The sequence below is a fragment of the Lachnoclostridium sp. An138 genome, from assembly GCF_002160765.1.
Taxonomy (GTDB): Bacteria; Bacillota; Clostridia; order Lachnospirales; family Lachnospiraceae; genus Laedolimicola; species Laedolimicola faecalis.
The window spans coordinates 41,816-58,104 of sequence record NZ_NFLF01000004.1; the positions used below are offsets into that span (position 1 = coordinate 41,816).

Here is a 16,289-nt window from a genome sequence, read left to right on the forward strand (position 1 = left end):
TCAGAGTAGGACACCGGATTTTTGCTGTACTTTAATAAGACCTTTCTGATTTCCGCTTTTTCTATGCGCTTTTACTTCAAACAGATGGCTTCCTGTCCGTCCATTTTGGATCTTGGCATGCTCCTGGTTCAGGAGACGGACTGCTTCCTGAATCCGCCCATACATCTTTGCTTCCCATTTTCCTACGGATTTCTTCCAGACAAAGGTATATTTATTGAAACAGGCTTCCAGCTTCGTCCCATCAATGAATACGGTTTCTTTTGACAGCTCACCGCTTTTCTCCAGACGGCGGACCATCTGATAAGTAAGATTCCCTTTTTTGATCCAAATACCTGAACAGGGCCAGATACCTTCATAAAATAAAGGGAGCTGATAAAAAAATCATAAATACCGCATGAAGTTTCGCATCTCCCATTTTTGACTGTGCTCCAAAGTGTGACAGGATTTCCGGCATTTTCCCGCACAGTTGTTTTGTGGGATTCTCTTCATTTTAGATGGCTCCAATGGCATAATGAAAAAATGGAGTAGAATGAAAGGAGTTGCCAGATATGTTTGACGTAAATCATTTGTGCCCCGGCTGCATGGGAAAATGGGAGGACGCAGAAAAACCCTGTCCACACTGTGGCTTTACATGGGAAAAGACTGACATGGACTTAAGGCTTATCCCTGCCTTTTCAATTATAGGAGGACGATATCTGCTCGGCCGCGGGATTGGAGCAGGCGGCTTCGGACTCATCTACATAGCAATGGATTTGGTGAAAGAAACGCCGGTGGCTGTAAAAGAGTTTTTCCCGGCTGAAATGGCAAAAAGAGAAGGAGAACAGGTATTACCAGCGTCTCCGGAGTGGGAACGCGGTTTTCGGGAAGCACTGCGCGGTTTCAGAAAGGAAGGCAATGCTCTTTCGAAAGCCCACGACATAGATGGCATTGTAGGATTTCGAGATTTCTTAGAGGAAAATGGGACCTGCTATCTGGTCATGGATTATGTATCCGGGGTCAGTTTGATGCGTTATATGAGGGAAACAGGGGCGCTTTATGGACAGGAAGAAACCCTGATGCTGATGCGCCCTGTTCTGGAAGCGGTGGAAAAGCTTCATAAGCGGGGAATTCTGCATCGGGATATCAGCCCGGAGAATCTGATTTTAAGTCCGGACGGCTCGCTGACGCTTATTGATTTCGGGGCGGCCAGGGAATATTCTTCACTGGGAGAGGAGAATCTTACCGTGATTCTGAAGCAGGGTTATGCGCCGGAAGAACAGTACCGCGCGGATGGCCGTCAGGGGCCCTGGACGGATATCTATGCTTGCTGCGCCGTGCTCTATCAGATGGTCAGCGGAATCAGACCTCAGAATGCGTCAGACAGAAAGCAGAAAGATGAGTTGATACCTCTGGAGCAGCTGCCGGGGATTCAAGTGGCGAGCTCTTTTTCGCATGTCATTGAAAAAGGAATGAAGCTGAATCCGGAGGACCGCTGGAGTTCCATAGAGGAATTGCTGGCAGAACTGTACCCGCAGACAGACATGTCCCTCTTTGCAGAAGCGCAAAAGCCATCACTGCAGGCTGAGAACAGCCTGAAAGGTACCAAAGAAGATATGATGTCTCTCCCAAACGGTTCGGAAGATGAACTGCCGGAAAATAAGGCAGCAGAGATGGGAACGGAATCGGCACAGGCAAACGCTCCAAAATCTCATTTGCTGTCTGTAAAACTGCTGGCAGGAGCTGCCGCAGTGATAATGATACTCTGCACTGTCATATTTTTGAATGAAAAGCATTCTGTGGGTGCGATGGAACAGCTTTCATTTTCCATTGACGATCAGTCTTTTGAGCTGGAAATCCCGTCGTCTCTGATGGAACTGTGTGAATTGCAAACAGATAACGAGTCGGCTCAGATGAAAATTCAGACAGAACGTTCTCACAGAACTTTATTTAAAATCGAAAAAGTAGATAGTACGATAGCCGTTATTTCCGGTACAGTTCCGCTTGAACTTCTGTATCAGAGATGATAGAAAAGGTCATGCCGTCGCTGGTAGCTGTCAGTCATCAGAGCGCTCAGGAAATGGCGACCTGGTTTGGACAGGGGCTAATGTATGAGAATCAAAACTGTAGTTCTGGCGTTATATTGGCTCAGACAGAGGATGAGATTCTTATTGTCACAAGTAATCATACGATAGATGGCGCTCAGACATTAAGTGTTGGTTTTGATGACGGGACCACTGCAGAGGCTTTCATAAAAGGTACAGATTTGGAGCACGATATAGCTGTGATTGGTGTAAGTCTTTCAGACTTGTCATCAGATACTGCTTCTCATATTTCACTCATCCAACCAGGTAGTTCTGCGGATCTTCAGATAGATGAACAGGTTGTGGCTGTCGGCAGTGAGCTCGGAAATGGACAGTTTATGACAACCGGAAAAATAAAAATGTTAAATTGTTCAATGCCTGTCGACGGCTTTCCTAATACACTGATCCAGACAGACGCAGCTGTTATTCCCGGAAACGCTGGAGGAGCTCTGTTAAATATGTCCGGCCAACTGACAGGTATCATTTCTGCCAGATATTCAGAGACAGCAGAAGATAGCACCAGCTGCGCGATACCAGTAGATGACTTATACAGCATTGTCAATAATTTACCTTGAATTAGAGAGAAGTTTTCATTTCCAAATCTGCCCTGATTATGCTATAATAAACCCAGTCTGAGGAACGTCTGCAGGAATCTTTCTGTAAATTTCTGCAGGATATTTTCTTTCAGAAATCTAAGAGAAAGGGAGAGACTTGAAATGGATAAACAGATTCTGGATTTTGTAACAGAAAAGACGAATGCCCTGATTGCGGCTCCCAGCTGCTGCAAAGAAGCGAAGGAAGCGGCGCAGAACTGGCTTGCGGCTGTCGGAACAGACAAAGAAAAAGAAGAAACAGAAAAATATCTTGCAGAGCTTGAGGAAGACCTGGTTTCCATCGATGCTCTGATCGGTCTTGCCGAATCTGAGATGGGTCAGAAAATCTTCGGTGACAACGCAAAGAATGTAGCGGAAGAGGGCCGGAAGGCAAAAGCAGCTGGAGCAAAGAACTGCTTCTGCGATGCCTGCAAAGCCGTGGAGGCGATCCTCTCCAAAAAAGAAGAGATGCTTGCATAAGCAAAGATAAACATCGCAATTTACATAAAATAATTATGTTAACTATTTTGCCTGGTACAGGTCTTGAATTCAGAAGGAGGCTTTTTCATGGGTGAGACGCTGCAGACTATCAGAGAGAGAAGAAGTGTAAAAAGCTACAAGCCGGATATGATTCCGGAGGAGACGCTCCAAAAAATCGTGGAAGCCGGAACCTGGGCTCCCAGCGGAATGGGAAGACAGTCCGCAATCATTGTGGCAGTGACCAATAAGGAGCTGAGAGACAGGCTTTCCAGGATGAATGCCAAAATCATGGGGACGGACATGGACCCCTTTTATGGAGCTCCTGTGGTGCTGATCGTACTGGCAGATAAAACTGTGCCGACGCATGTGTATGACGGCGCTCTCGTGATGGAAAATCTGATGCTGGCGGCTCAGGATCTGGGCATCGGAAGCTGCTGGATTCACAGGGCAAAGGAAGAGTTCGAGAGTGAAGAAGGAAAGGAGATTCTGAAGTCCCTTGGTATAGAGGGAGACTATGAAGGAATCGGCCACTGTATTCTCGGATATCCTGCCAAAGAGCCGAAAAAAGCGGCAGACAGGAAGGCTTCTTACATATATTATGCCAGATAATTTACAGAAACAGTTCCTCTGTACGGAGTATTCGGGTGTTGTGACAGAATTGCTGCGATAATTTGCGAAGTTCCGGTTTTCTTTTGAATAGATATGTTGTATAATATACACAAGAAATACCGGAAAGGAGACGGAGGTATATGGCAAATAACACAATTATAACAATTGCCCGTCAGTACGGAAGCGGCGGACATGATATCGGAGAAAAGCTGGCGGAGGAGCTGAAGATTCCTTTCTACGACAAAGAGCTTCTGGAGCGCGCGGCGAAAGACAGCGGATTCTGCCAGGAAATCTTTGAAAACTACGATGAAAAGCCCACGAACAGTTTCCTGTATTCTCTTGTAATGGATACTTATTCCATGGGCCATTCCACAGCGGCTTTCGCGGAGATGCCTTTGAACCACAAGATCTTTCTGGCACAGTTTAACGCAATCAAGGATATCGCAAAAGAAGGGCCCTGCGTGATCGTAGGACGCTGCGCGGATTATGCGCTTGCTGATTTTCCGAACGTGGTGAACGTTTATCTCTATGCGGATATGCAGTCCAGGATCGCGAGGATTGCCCGCCGTCACGATGTGACGGATGCCAAGGCGAAGGATCTGATTCAGAAGACGGACAAGGGCCGCGCCAGCTACTATAATTATTATACGAATAAGAAATGGGGCGAGGCGACAGGTTATGATCTCTGCCTGAATACAGCAAGTCTGGGCATAGACGGCTCCATCCATATGATTCGGGAATTTGTGGCATATAAGGAAAGAGAGCATGAAAGGATCTGACAGGCAGCAGAGGAAGAGTAAATGAAGCTTGTAATACAGAGAGTTTCCCGCGCATCGGTGACGGTGCGCGGGAGTGTGATAGGCCAGATCGGCCAGGGCTATCTGGTCCTGGTGGGTGTAGGCCGGGAAGACACCAAAGAGGACGCAGACCGTCTGGTTCGGAAAATGATCGGCCTGCGCATTTTTTCGGATGAAAACGGAAAGATTAACAAATCGCTGAAGGACGTGGACGGTCAGCTGCTGCTGATTTCTCAGTTTACGCTGTACGCGGACTGCAGACACGGCAACCGGCCGGGCTTTACGGATGCGGGAGATCCGGAAAAGGCTAAAGAACTGTACGAATATATGATAGACTCCTGCCGCCGGGAGATTCCTGTGGTAGAACAGGGTGAATTTGGAGCGGATATGAAGGTAGAGCTGGTCAATGACGGCCCCTTTACCATATTATTGGATTCAGAAATATACAGGGAGAAGAAAAAATGAGTAAAAAACAGGACATCCACAAAGTACTGATTATCGGGTCAGGTCCCATTATCATCGGTCAGGCCTGCGAATTTGATTATTCCGGCACACAGGCCTGCAAGGCTTTAAAAAAGCTGGGTTATGAAATTGTACTTGTAAATTCCAATCCGGCCACGATCATGACCGATCCGGGAACAGCCGATGTGACTTACATTGAGCCGCTGAATCTGGAACGGTTGACGCAGATTATTGAGAAAGAAAGGCCAGACGCGCTTCTTCCGAATCTGGGAGGCCAGTCCGGTCTTAATCTCTGTTCAGAACTGGCGAAGGCCGGCGTTCTGGACAAATATGGCGTTCAGGTCATTGGCGTTCAGGTAGATGCCATCGAGCGCGGCGAGGACCGGATTGAGTTCAAGCACACAATGGACAGTCTGGGCATCGAGATGGCCCGCAGCGAGGTGGCCTACAGCGTGGACGAGGCTGTGGCAATCGCGGATAAACTCGGCTATCCGGTCGTTCTCCGCCCCGCCTATACCATGGGAGGCGCAGGCGGCGGCCTTGTCTATAATGTGGAAGAGCTGAAGACGGTTGTGGCAAGAGGACTGCAGGCAAGTATCGTAGGCCAGGTGCTTGTGGAGGAATCCATCCTGGGCTGGGAAGAGCTGGAGCTTGAGGTGGTCCGCGACAGCAAAAACAATATCATCACCGTATGTTTCATCGAAAATATCGATCCTCTGGGCGTACATACCGGCGATTCTTTCTGCTCAGCGCCCATGCTTACGATTCCGGAAAAGGTGCAGAAGCGTCTGCAGGAGAAATCCTATAAAATCGTGGAGGCCATTCAGGTCATCGGCGGAACGAACGTGCAGTGGGCTCATGACCCGGTGACAGACCGGGATATTGTAATCGAGATCAATCCCCGTACCTCCCGTTCCTCGGCTCTGGCATCCAAGGCTACCGGTTTCCCCATCGCTCTGGTTTCCGCCATGCTGGCTTCCGGACTGACGCTGGATGAGATTCCCTGCGGAAAGTACGGCACACTGGATAAATACGTACCGGACGGAGACTATGTAGTAATCAAATTCGCCCGCTGGGCTTTTGAAAAATTCAAGGGCGTGGAGGATAAGCTGGGAACGCAGATGCGCGCCGTGGGCGAGGTTATGAGCATTGGCAAGACCTATAAAGAAGCTTTCCAGAAGGCTATCCGAAGCCTGGAGATTGGACGTTATGGTCTGGGGTTTGCCAAGGATTTCCACAGCAAGACGAAAAAAGAGCTTCTGAAGCTGCTTCATACAGCCACCAGCGAGCGCCAGTTTATCATGTATGAGGCGATCCGCAAGGGCGCTACAACAGAAGAGCTTTATGAGCTGACCCGGATTAAACCGTATTTCATCGAGCAGATGCGGGAGCTGGTAGAAGAAGAGGAAGAGCTTCTGAAAGGCAGAGGCAGTGTTCCGGCTCCGGAGGCTCTGCGGAAAGCAAAACAGGATGGCTTTTCCGACCGTTATCTGGGACAGATCCTTGAAGTATCCGAAGATGAGATTCGGAAGGCCAGAACAGCGATAGGAGTGACAGAGGCCTGGGAAGGCGTCCATGTAAGCGGAACCAAAGACAGTGCTTATTATTATTCCACTTACAATGCGCCGGATAAGAGCACAGTCAATACGGACCGTCCCAAGATTATGATTCTGGGAGGCGGACCCAACCGAATCGGCCAGGGAATCGAATTCGACTACTGCTGTGTTCATGCGGCCATTGCCCTGAAAAAGCTGGGCTTTGAGACTATCATCGTAAACTGCAATCCGGAGACGGTATCTACGGACTATGATACCTCTGACAAGCTGTATTTCGAGCCGCTGACTCTGGAGGATGTGCTGAGCATTCATGAAAAAGAGAAGCCGGTGGGAGTCATTGCGCAGTTTGGAGGCCAGACACCTCTGAATCTGGCGGCAGATCTGGAAAAGAACGGCGTTCGGATTCTGGGAACCAGTCCGGAGATCATCGATCTGGCCGAGGACCGCGACCGGTTCCGGGCGATTATGGAAAAACTGGAAATTCCCATGCCGGAAGCAGGTATGGCAGTGAACGTGGATGAAGCTCTGGAGATTGCTGAGAAGATCGGCTACCCCGTGATGGTGCGCCCATCCTATGTGCTGGGAGGCCGCGGCATGGAGGTTGTACATGATCCGGAAAGCATGAAAGAATACATGCAGGCTGCCGTAGGCGTGACTCCGGACCGTCCGATTCTGATTGACCGCTTCCTTCACCACGCTATGGAATGCGAGGCAGATGCCATCTGCGACGGAACCCATGCCTTTGTGCCGGCTGTCATGGAGCATATCGAGCTGGCAGGCGTTCATTCCGGAGATTCGGCCTGCATTCTCCCTTCTCTGAATATTTCAGAGGAGAATGTCAAGACCATCAAGGATTATACAAAGAAAATTGCAGAGGAGATGCATGTCTGCGGACTGATGAATATGCAGTATGCCATCGAGGACGGAAAAGTATTCGTTCTGGAAGCCAATCCCAGAGCGTCCCGCACCGTGCCTCTGGTATCTAAGGTCTGCAATATTCAGATGGTTCAGCTGGCGACTCAGGTAATCACAGAAGAGCTGACAGGAACTCCATCTCCCGTACCGCAGCTGAAGGAGAAAAAGTTCCACCATTACGGTGTAAAGGAAGCCGTCTTCCCCTTCAATATGTTCCAGGAAGTAGATCCTCTTCTGGGACCGGAGATGCGTTCCACAGGTGAAGTGCTCGGTCTGGCTTCCAACTTCGGAGAAGCATTCTACAAGGCCGAAGAAGCTACACAGACGCCGCTGCCGCTGGAAGGAACCGTCCTTATCAGCGTAAGTGACCGGGATAAGCCGGAGGTAGTTCAGGTGGCCCGCGGTTTCTACGAGGATGGCTTTAAGATCCTTGCGACCGGACGGACCTGCGACATGATCCGTGAGGCCGGCATTCCTGCTGAAAAGATCAAGAAACTGCAGGAGGGGCGTCCCAATGTATATGACGCCATTGCAAACGGACAGGTTCAGCTCATCGTCAATACGCCTTCCGGCAAGGAAAGCCGTTTCGACGACAGCTATATCCGCAAGGCTGCCGTGAAAGGAAAGATTCCCTATATGACCACCATGGCGGCCGCTATCGCCACCACAGAAGGCATCCGCAAAGTACGGGAAAAAGGCGGAAAACTGGAGGTAAAATCCCTGCAGGAATTTCACAGTGAGATAGAAGAGGGATAGTAAATAGAGGGGCAGAATAAGTTTCTGAAGCTGTAAAGCCGTAAAATAAAAATGGAAACCGGTCTATCAGTATGGAGCCGGTTTCCATTTTTATTTTGCACGCGTCTTTTGGCATGTCCGCGGGTATTCCCGGATAGAATTTTTATGCTCTCTATGTCAGGTTCCGCAGATTCCGGACATATTCCAGGTCCTTGTAAGGGCTGTAGATTCCATCTGCGACAGCCCGGAACATCCGCTCTTTGGCGCCGGGATTTTCCTGGCAGAGCTGCTGAAGCAGCTGCTTGGCATATTCCCGTTTGGTATGCCCGTCGGCCGGGCAGGGGCTTTTACAGACCGGAAGCTGGTATTTGTTCCGAAAGCCGATGACATCCGCTTCATCTACATACATCAGCGGACGGATCACTGTCAGGTCCATGCGGTCCAGATATGTTACCGGAGCAAAAGAGTGAAAACGTCCCTCAAAAATCAGGGAGAGAAGCATGGTCTCCACCACGTCGTCTTTGTGGTGGGCGTAGGCTACTTTATTGCAGCCGGTTTCCTTGATCGCCTGGTTCAGAGCGCCTTTGCGCATCTTTGCGCACAGCGCGCAGGGATTGCTTTCTCTGCGGATTTCAAAAACCACCTCGTATATATCTGTTTTTACTATGGTATAATGTATGCCCATTTGTTCGCAGAGCGCCTTGATGGGGCTTAAATCAAAATCCGGAAATCCCAGATCTACAGTAATGGCCTCTATCTCAAAAGGGGCAGGATAAAAGCGGCGCAGTCCATGAAGCGCATAAAGCATGGTGAGGCTGTCTTTTCCACCTGAAATGCCTACCGCAATCCGATCTCCCGGTTCTATCATATGAAAATCATCCACGGCACGCCGTGTATAACTTAAAAGCTGCTGCAATTTCATTGATTTTTATTCCTTTCCTTTTTCTTAAGGTGCTTTATCCATTATAACTGTCCCTGCAGAGACTGGCAAGAAAAAGATGAAGGGCCGGCTTTTTTCTCTATAAGATGAAGCGTTGACTTTTTCTCCGGGCTGGTTTAAGATACCGGTAAACGGGAAAAGGAGGAATGAGGTATATGGCACAGATTTATAATAATATTCTTCAACTCATCGGCAGGACGCCCCTGGTGGAGGCTGAAAATCTGGAAAAAGAGCTGGGGCTGCAGGCAAGAATTCTGGTGAAGTTGGAATACTTAAATCCTACCGGAAGCGTCAAAGACCGGGCAGCGAAATCCATGATTGAGGATGCGGAAAACAGAGGAATTCTAAAAGAAGGAGCTGTTATCATAGAGCCCACTTCCGGAAATACAGGCATCGGTCTGGCTGCGATCGCCGCTGTCAAAGGATACCGCATGATTCTGACTATGCCGGATACCATGAGCGTGGAACGCCGCAATATTCTGAAGGCCTACGGCGCCGAAATCGTACTTACGCCCGGCGCGGAAGGAATGAGCGGAGCAATCAAAAAAGCCAGGGAGCTGGCGTCTGAAATTCCGGACAGTTTTATCCCCGGACAGTTTGAAAACCCGGCCAACGCAGCCGCTCACAGAGTTTCCACCGGGCCTGAGATTTGGAAAGACACAGACGGTCAGGTAGACGTTTTTGTGGCAGGTGTAGGTACGGGAGGAACGCTGACAGGAGTGGGAGAGTACCTGAAAGAGCAGAAGCCTGAAGTAAAAATAGTGGCTGTGGAACCGGCAGATTCTCCAGTGCTGTCAAAGGGAACCAGTGGCCCGCATAAACTGCAGGGAATAGGCGCTGGCTTTGTACCTGAGGTTCTGAATACGGAAATATATGATGAGATTATTCCGGTAGAAAGCGATGACGCTTTTGCCGCAGGAAAACTTTTGGCCAAAAAAGAAGGAATTTTGACGGGAATCACTTCCGGAGCGGCGCTCTGGGCGGCTGTTGAACTGGCCAGGAGACCGGAGAACAGAGGAAAAACCATTGTCGCCCTGCTTCCTGATTCGGGAGACCGGTACTATTCGACACCTCTGTTTACAGAATAAAGCAAATCCGATAAGTCAAATCAAATAAAGCCTCACCCAAGACGGGGGACAGGAGAGAAACGGGGCACTGTGCGGCCTGTGGAAACGTTCCGGATTTTTATCCGGAACGTTTTTGTCTGCTATTTTCGAACATATTTTCCGAACATATGTATTGACAAACGAATGTTCGTGTTTTATAATACAAACATAAAGAACAACTGTTCGAAATGTCTGCTGCATGAATGGAGAGCATGTTTGGGGAGGCACATCTTATGTACGAAAGAAAGAGAACTTACACTGGAAAAAGAGTTTACAGAAGACATTACAAAAGACAAAGGAATATTATGCTTCTGATTTCATCCCTTTGCCTGGCTTTGGCGCTGGCGGTTATTTTTGGCAGTTTTCTGTCTGAAGCTGAGGCAAAGGAGCCTGAAATCACATATTATAAATATTACACCAATGTGGAGATTCAGCCAGGAGACACTATCTGGGATCTGGCCTCTGATTATATGGATGAGCATTATGAGTCCCGTGAGGATTATATCAGAGAAGTTCAGGAATTGAATTCTCTTGCCAGTATAGATGATATTGTATCAGGACAATATCTGATTCTTCCGTATTATTCTACAGAATATAAGCTGTGATGTAAAATCACGGCTTATTTTTTTTGTAAGAAATTTTCTTTAACTGGATTTTAACGTATTGGTTGACGAAAAATCAGTGATGTGTTACGATAGAGAAGCAGAGAGATCTATGCGACAAATCCATGTTTTTCTCATAGATTGCCCCAGAAAAGCCGGAAACGCCGTTTAAAGCTCCAGTTATTTACAGCTTGCGGCACATACAAACCATGAGGCTGAGGCCATGCGTCTCTTTCTCTTTCCTGCAGCCGCTGATTCTTCTTTCTTTGTGTTAAAGACAGCTGCGCTTAAAATAATGCTATAAAAAACATCTGCCCGAACCGTTTCCTTGATAATTATCAGGAACTGGTCAGGCAGATGCAAAAGCAAACCGGAACTGTAACTGCAATATGTTAAATGATTTAAGCCGGGGATTCAGGCTCACATTTAGCTGCTGTTCTGGAATATTCACAGGATGTAACAGACCGAATGCCGTCACAGTCTGTCAGGCCCTGCTTTGCGGTCCAGATTTTGTCCCGGTATCTGTACGGTTCCACATTTTTACTGAGCATTCCATAAAATAAAATATGCCTGCTTCAGAGGAAAACAGACACAGCAAAAAGAAAACTTTTAGCATTTTCTTTTAACAGGAATATAACTTTCTTCGGAAGTCTCTCCTTAGATATCAAGCAGGTTTCCTGGCTTACAGATCATCACATTTCCCTTTCCTTCTCATACAGTCTGCTGTACAATGGATTGCGAAGGGAATGCTCCCTGATTACAGTGACCGGATCGCTCAGGATTTTCACCTGATTCCCTTTTCTGTCCGTATTATTCATATATTATCATTCTGGATACTATCCATACGAACGTATGAGCAAAAAACGGACAGCACTTTATATCTTTTATATATGGAATTGTACAGATCCATTATAGCATCTGATATGGACACCGTCAATTAAAATAAAACTACCAGGAGAAAACAGAAAGGATTACCTACTATGGAATACAGAAGTTATCACGAACAGACAGATATGACCAATATACAGAAGCTGCGGGATATCCTGAAAACCCTTCCTCCTTTTGCGAAAGATTATTTCAGAGCTGTGGAGCCCACCACATCCACACGCACGCGCATTTCCTATGCGTATGATATCCGGGTGTTTTTCCGCTTCCTGATTGAGGAAAATCCATATTATAAGAATTATCAAACCACCGATTTTAAAGCAGAGGATCTGGACAGATTGGAAGCGGTGGATATCGAAGAATATCAGGAGTATTTGAAGCTGTATCAGAAGGATGAGGAAGATGGTTCTACGGCCTCTGTGACAAATGGAGAACGGGGGCTGAAGAGAAAGATGTCGGCCCTGAGAAGTTTTTATGCTTACTACTATAAGCGCCAGATGATTCGCACGAATCCAACTGTTTTTGTGGATATGCCGAAACTTCATGATAAAGCCATCATCCGGCTGGACGCGGATGAGACGGCCAGGCTTCTGGACTTTATTGAGCATGGAGGCGATCAGCTGACAGGACAGAAAAAGGTCTATTATGAAAAAACAAAGGAACGGGACCTGGCCATCGTTACGCTTCTGCTTGGAACGGGTATTCGTGTGTCGGAATGTGTGGGACTTGACATTACAGATGTTGATTTTAATAATAACGGAATCAAAGTGACCCGGAAAGGCGGCTCTGAGATGATCGTATATTTTGGAGAAGAGGTGGAAAAAGCGCTCAGGGACTACATCGAAGGCAGCCGGAAACATGTAATTCCTCAGGAAGGCCACGAGCGCGCTCTCTTCTACTCCACCCAGAACCGCCGAATCAGTGTAAGCGCGGTGGAAAATCTGGTGAAGAAATATTCCCGTCAGGTGACGCCCCTGAAGAAAATTACGCCTCACAAGCTCCGCAGTACTTACGGAACCACTCTGTATCAGGAAACGGGCGATATCTACCTGGTAGCCGATGTGCTGGGACATAAGGACGTAAATACCACCCGGAAGCATTATGCGGCTCAGGATGAAAACCGGCGCCGCAGAGCGGCCAAAGCCGTAAGACTCCGCGAGGACTAAGATATCGATAAAAAACGCGGCAGCCGAAACATCGTTTTCTTTCGGCTGCCGCAGTCCATTAGTCCATTTTACTTTGTCTGTATTCTGTCCGGTTACTGGACTACCAGCTCATCCCATACTTCATCCGCTACAAAAGCGATATAGGTCTTTCCGGTATTGATTGTAATTTCATCCCCTGTCATGTCGTAGTAGATGGTGCGGTCTGTATCTGAGATCTTGCTCCAGGTAATGGGAATTGCCTGCCCGTTCGTAATGTAGTAGCCTTCCATGCCGGTCGCCAGACAGTTCCATACCATATATCCGTGATTGTCCAGCTGATTGTAGCTCATTTTCTGAAGAATCACATTCTTGAACGCAAGCTGCTGGTTATTGTTGCCCGGATCTACATGAGCGGAACCGTACTCGGAATACAGATAAGTCCCTGAGGCTTCATCATAATTGAGCTCTGATCCGTTATGCGGGAACGGGAGATCGACAAGCGTACACGCCGTGCTGCCTGCTTCTCCGGAAAGATCCACCGGATTGCTCTCAGAAGCAAATTCAAAATGCGGTTCTGTGGGGGCGTATTCATTATAATTGCGGTCTACGCTGGAATTGCTGAAATTGTCTTCCATATCTCCCGGAAGTATGTACTCTGTAAACTCGCGGGGTTTGCCATTGTCTACGCGGGAAAAGGTTCCGCTGAAATGATCAACATAATCATTGGCAAGGAAGGTGTTAATATAGAAAGGTCCTCCATCATGGCAGACAATCGCATTCCATTCCGGAGCAATCATAAGATTGGTAGGACGCACGCTGCGGACGCTTCCAATCTGGCGGACGCTGTCGTAATCTTTGAACAGTACCATGAAACGTGTGATCTGTCCGTTCTGTGTGCTGTTCATCATCTCATAGACAATATCTGCCTGTGAAAGCCCATAATGGGGAAGGGCTGTCTTCTCGTTGTCAACCATGACCGCAATCGGACGCTGATCCTTCAAATCCTCGCTGATCCACTCATTTGTCAATTCACTGCGGTACATTCCTTCGGGGGCGACTTCTTCTACCTCCTCCTCTTCCGGCTCTTCTGCTTCCACTTCCTCCGGAATCACTTCCTCCTCTGTGGAGAAGCTGTCCGCCGTAACTTCTTCGCTGCTTCCACAGCCGGCTGTGCCTGCAAGACAGGCAAAGCTCAAGGCCAGCAGAAGCCATTTCACATGTCTTTTCATCTTCTGGTTCCTTCCTGTGTGGTCTTCCCCCAGCAAATAAAAACACCATAAGCGGGACGCTGAGGGTGTAATAATTTAGTAATAATTATAGCATAAAATGTAACCGTATACCAGAAAAAAATAAATGTTCATTTAAAGTTCATGGAACGTTTACATTTGCAGCGTAGCAATTCCTGTTTCCTGCGGTCACAGGGAACCAGAACAAATTTTCTAAACATTTGTTTGCATCCGGTGCAGACATATGCTATACTTGAATAAATAAACGAATGTATTTCAGTGGTACACCGAGGCCGCAGAAGGAGGAAGCGCAAGCATGGCTTATGGAAAGATTTCAAAAAAACAATCCGAAATTCTTGAATATATAAAATCTCAGATTATCAACAAAGGGTATCCCCCCTCGGTGCGTGATATCTGCGAAGCTGTGGATCTTAAATCCACCTCTTCCGTTCACTCTCACCTGGAGACTCTGGAAAAGAACGGTTATATCCGCCGAGATCCTACCAAACCCCGGGCTATCGAGATTATTGACGATAATTTCAATCTGGCCCGCAGAGAGGTGGTCAATGTTCCGATTGTAGGAAAGGTGGCTGCCGGAGAGCCGATTCTGGCTGTGGAAAATATAGAATCCTACTTCCCGGTTCCCATGGAGTTCATGCCGAACGAACAGTGTTTTATGCTGAAAGTCCAGGGGGATTCCATGATCAACGCAGGAATTTTTGATGGAGATACCATCATTGTAGAGCAGAGCCAGACCGCCCGGAACGGCGATATGGTGGTAGCTCTTGTAGACGATTCGGCGACTGTCAAGACCTTTTATCGCGAGGCCGATCACATCCGTCTGCAGCCGGAAAATGACGCGATGTCCCCGATCATTGTACCGGACTGCCAGATTCTCGGAAAAGTATTCGGAGTTTTCCGCTTTTTCCGATGAATGTATTGACGTCATAAAGATTTTGAAAACATTTAAAAAATATTTAAAAATATAAGAACGCCGGTGTAAAGAGAGTTATCCCTCTACGCCGGCGTTAGCGTCGGTGTAAAGAGAGTTATCCCTCTACACCGACGCTACCATATTCTCTGAGATATGGACAGGTAAGGCTCATGGTTCTGTGCCTGTCTCTTTCGCGCGGCCTGCTGGCGGCAGTAATCGAGAAGTTCTCTTGCGTCAGCCCAGAAAGCCTGGGTCTCCGGATCAGAATCAATCAGTGTGAAGATACGCTCGAAATAAGGCACGGCCTCCTCCTCTCTGTCCAGCCAGTAGAGCGCGAAGCCCATACGGAAATTCCAGTTGGGGTCCTCTTCTTCTACCGCGCTTTTTAAAAGCTCTATTGCGTGAAGATGATACTCCGGATGCTCCGTGCCGCCTGCAGCGTTTTCATATGCCCGTGCCAGAAGTCCTGTCAGTTTATGACTGCGTTCCGTATCTGGAATTTTTTCCAGCTCTTCAATGATTTTTTCGTATTCATCGTTTTGATGCCAGAATTCCAGCTGTTCCTCCAGGGTCATATTTTCACCTCCAGAAACGAAAACGGGTTTTCGGGGTCTGCATGCAGAAAATGCATCATCATATAAGCGCACATCAGAGAGACGTTTTCTTCCCTTAGAATTCTCCGGATCTCCGTCCGATCCGCAAGTACCACTTCAATCTCCTCGCTGTCTTCCAGCCCCTCGCCGGAGATGATTCCATCAGCTGTTCCATATACGGCCGCGCAGGATTCGTCGGTCATCCCGATGGTGGTAAAATAGGGCTTTGAATATATGTCATCCACTTCTATGGGATGAAAGGTCAGCCCTGTTTCTTCCCTGAGTTCCCGGACGCCGGCGGCGTGGAAATCCTCTCCCTCATCCACCAGCCCTGCAGGAAATTCATAAATATAACCGGCAATGCTGTAACGGTACTGCCGAATCAGCACAACTCTGTCTCTTTTTTCCCCATAAAGCGCGTAAATAATGACCCCGTCTGCTTTGTTTATTCTGGTAGACAGCTTCAGCTCTTCGATGCTGCGGGCACGGGAAGCGATGTGATAGAGTCCAGGCTTTCCCGAACGATGTATGACATCCAGATCAAACATATTGAGAAAACGATTATCTGTAACCTGTGTGATCTTCCGGATACTGCTCATAGCTTTTCTTCCTTTCCGGGAAACCCATACCGGAATCCCATTGAATTTCTCA

General features: G+C 47.9%; 15 protein-coding genes, 1 pseudogene and 1 riboswitch. Of the genes and pseudogenes, 11 read left to right on the top strand and 5 right to left on the bottom strand.

Annotated features, from left to right (window positions below; genetic code table 11):
* Positions 1-117: 117 nt before the first annotated feature.
* Positions 118-312 (bottom strand): annotated as a pseudogene (locus tag B5E82_RS18940) (IS5/IS1182 family transposase); the annotation flags it as partial.
* Between the two features lie 236 nt (positions 313-548).
* On the opposite strand from B5E82_RS18940, the gene B5E82_RS04600 reads away from it, so the two are divergent.
* The 7 genes from B5E82_RS04600 to carB all read left to right on the top strand — a co-directional run bounded on the left by B5E82_RS04600 (position 549) and on the right by carB (position 8,228).
* Positions 549-2,003: a serine/threonine protein kinase gene (locus B5E82_RS04600; protein ID WP_087306261.1), complete on the top strand. Its 1,455-nt coding sequence runs from the start codon at positions 549-551 to the stop codon at positions 2,001-2,003.
* Between the two features lie 53 nt (positions 2,004-2,056).
* A complete protein-coding gene (locus B5E82_RS04605; protein ID WP_162610704.1) occupies positions 2,057-2,635 on the top strand; it encodes a S1C family serine protease in 579 nt (192 codons plus the stop codon).
* A 141-nt stretch (positions 2,636-2,776) separates the two neighbouring features.
* On the top strand, positions 2,777-3,133 hold the full coding sequence (locus tag B5E82_RS04610; RefSeq protein WP_087306264.1) for a molecular chaperone Hsp90: 357 nt from the start codon (positions 2,777-2,779) through the stop codon (positions 3,131-3,133).
* A gap of 87 nt (positions 3,134-3,220) precedes the next feature.
* Complete coding sequence (locus tag B5E82_RS04615) at positions 3,221-3,742, top strand: nitroreductase (RefSeq protein WP_087306265.1); 522 nt, start codon at positions 3,221-3,223, stop codon at positions 3,740-3,742.
* A 140-nt stretch (positions 3,743-3,882) separates the two neighbouring features.
* Positions 3,883-4,521: a cytidylate kinase-like family protein gene (locus B5E82_RS04620; RefSeq protein WP_087306267.1), complete on the top strand. Its 639-nt coding sequence runs from the start codon at positions 3,883-3,885 to the stop codon at positions 4,519-4,521.
* Positions 4,522-4,542: 21 nt separating this feature from the next.
* Positions 4,543-5,004 (top strand): D-aminoacyl-tRNA deacylase, encoded by a 462-nt coding sequence (dtd, locus tag B5E82_RS04625; protein WP_087306268.1) that lies wholly within the window; start codon positions 4,543-4,545, stop codon positions 5,002-5,004.
* The gene (carB, locus tag B5E82_RS04630) at positions 5,001-8,228 is read left to right on the top strand and encodes a carbamoyl-phosphate synthase large subunit (protein WP_087306270.1); all 3,228 of its coding nucleotides are present in this window, start codon (positions 5,001-5,003) and stop codon (positions 8,226-8,228) included. Before dtd ends, carB begins: the two co-directional genes overlap by 4 nt.
* A 151-nt stretch (positions 8,229-8,379) precedes the next feature.
* Here carB and B5E82_RS04635 read toward each other — a convergent pair whose 3' ends face one another.
* Entirely contained in the window at positions 8,380-9,129 is a 750-nt protein-coding gene (locus B5E82_RS04635; RefSeq protein WP_087306271.1) for a tRNA lysidine(34) synthetase, read from the bottom strand.
* A gap of 173 nt (positions 9,130-9,302) precedes the next feature.
* Here B5E82_RS04635 and cysK point away from each other — a divergent pair, with 173 nt between their 5' ends.
* The 3 genes from cysK to B5E82_RS04650 all read left to right on the top strand — a co-directional run bounded on the left by cysK (position 9,303) and on the right by B5E82_RS04650 (position 12,906).
* The gene (gene cysK / locus B5E82_RS04640; protein WP_087306273.1) at positions 9,303-10,235 is read left to right on the top strand and encodes a cysteine synthase A; all 933 of its coding nucleotides are present in this window, start codon (positions 9,303-9,305) and stop codon (positions 10,233-10,235) included.
* Positions 10,236-10,486: 251 nt separating this feature from the next.
* Positions 10,487-10,858: a LysM peptidoglycan-binding domain-containing protein gene (locus tag B5E82_RS04645; protein WP_162610705.1), complete on the top strand. Its 372-nt coding sequence runs from the start codon at positions 10,487-10,489 to the stop codon at positions 10,856-10,858.
* Between the two features lie 647 nt (positions 10,859-11,505).
* Positions 11,506-11,711, bottom strand: a riboswitch (cobalamin riboswitch).
* Positions 11,712-11,835: 124 nt separating this feature from the next.
* Positions 11,836-12,906 (top strand): tyrosine-type recombinase/integrase, encoded by a 1,071-nt coding sequence (locus B5E82_RS04650; protein ID WP_087306275.1) that lies wholly within the window; start codon positions 11,836-11,838, stop codon positions 12,904-12,906.
* Positions 12,907-12,998: 92 nt separating this feature from the next.
* Here B5E82_RS04650 and B5E82_RS04655 read toward each other — a convergent pair whose 3' ends face one another.
* Complete coding sequence (locus B5E82_RS04655; RefSeq protein WP_087306277.1) at positions 12,999-14,114, bottom strand: DUF3048 domain-containing protein; 1,116 nt, start codon at positions 14,112-14,114, stop codon at positions 12,999-13,001.
* A gap of 313 nt (positions 14,115-14,427) precedes the next feature.
* Here B5E82_RS04655 and lexA point away from each other — a divergent pair, with 313 nt between their 5' ends.
* On the top strand, positions 14,428-15,045 hold the full coding sequence (gene lexA / locus B5E82_RS04660) for a transcriptional repressor LexA (RefSeq protein WP_087306279.1): 618 nt from the start codon (positions 14,428-14,430) through the stop codon (positions 15,043-15,045).
* A 134-nt stretch (positions 15,046-15,179) separates the two neighbouring features.
* On the opposite strand, the gene B5E82_RS04665 is transcribed toward lexA, so the two are convergent.
* Both B5E82_RS04665 and B5E82_RS04670 read right to left on the bottom strand, forming a co-directional pair.
* The gene (locus B5E82_RS04665) at positions 15,180-15,620 is read right to left on the bottom strand and encodes a hypothetical protein (RefSeq protein WP_087306281.1); all 441 of its coding nucleotides are present in this window, start codon (positions 15,618-15,620) and stop codon (positions 15,180-15,182) included.
* Positions 15,617-16,237: an NUDIX hydrolase gene (locus tag B5E82_RS04670; RefSeq protein ID WP_087306283.1), complete on the bottom strand. Its 621-nt coding sequence runs from the start codon at positions 16,235-16,237 to the stop codon at positions 15,617-15,619. Before B5E82_RS04670 ends, B5E82_RS04665 begins: the two co-directional genes overlap by 4 nt.
* Between the last annotated feature and the right edge of the window lie 52 nt (positions 16,238-16,289).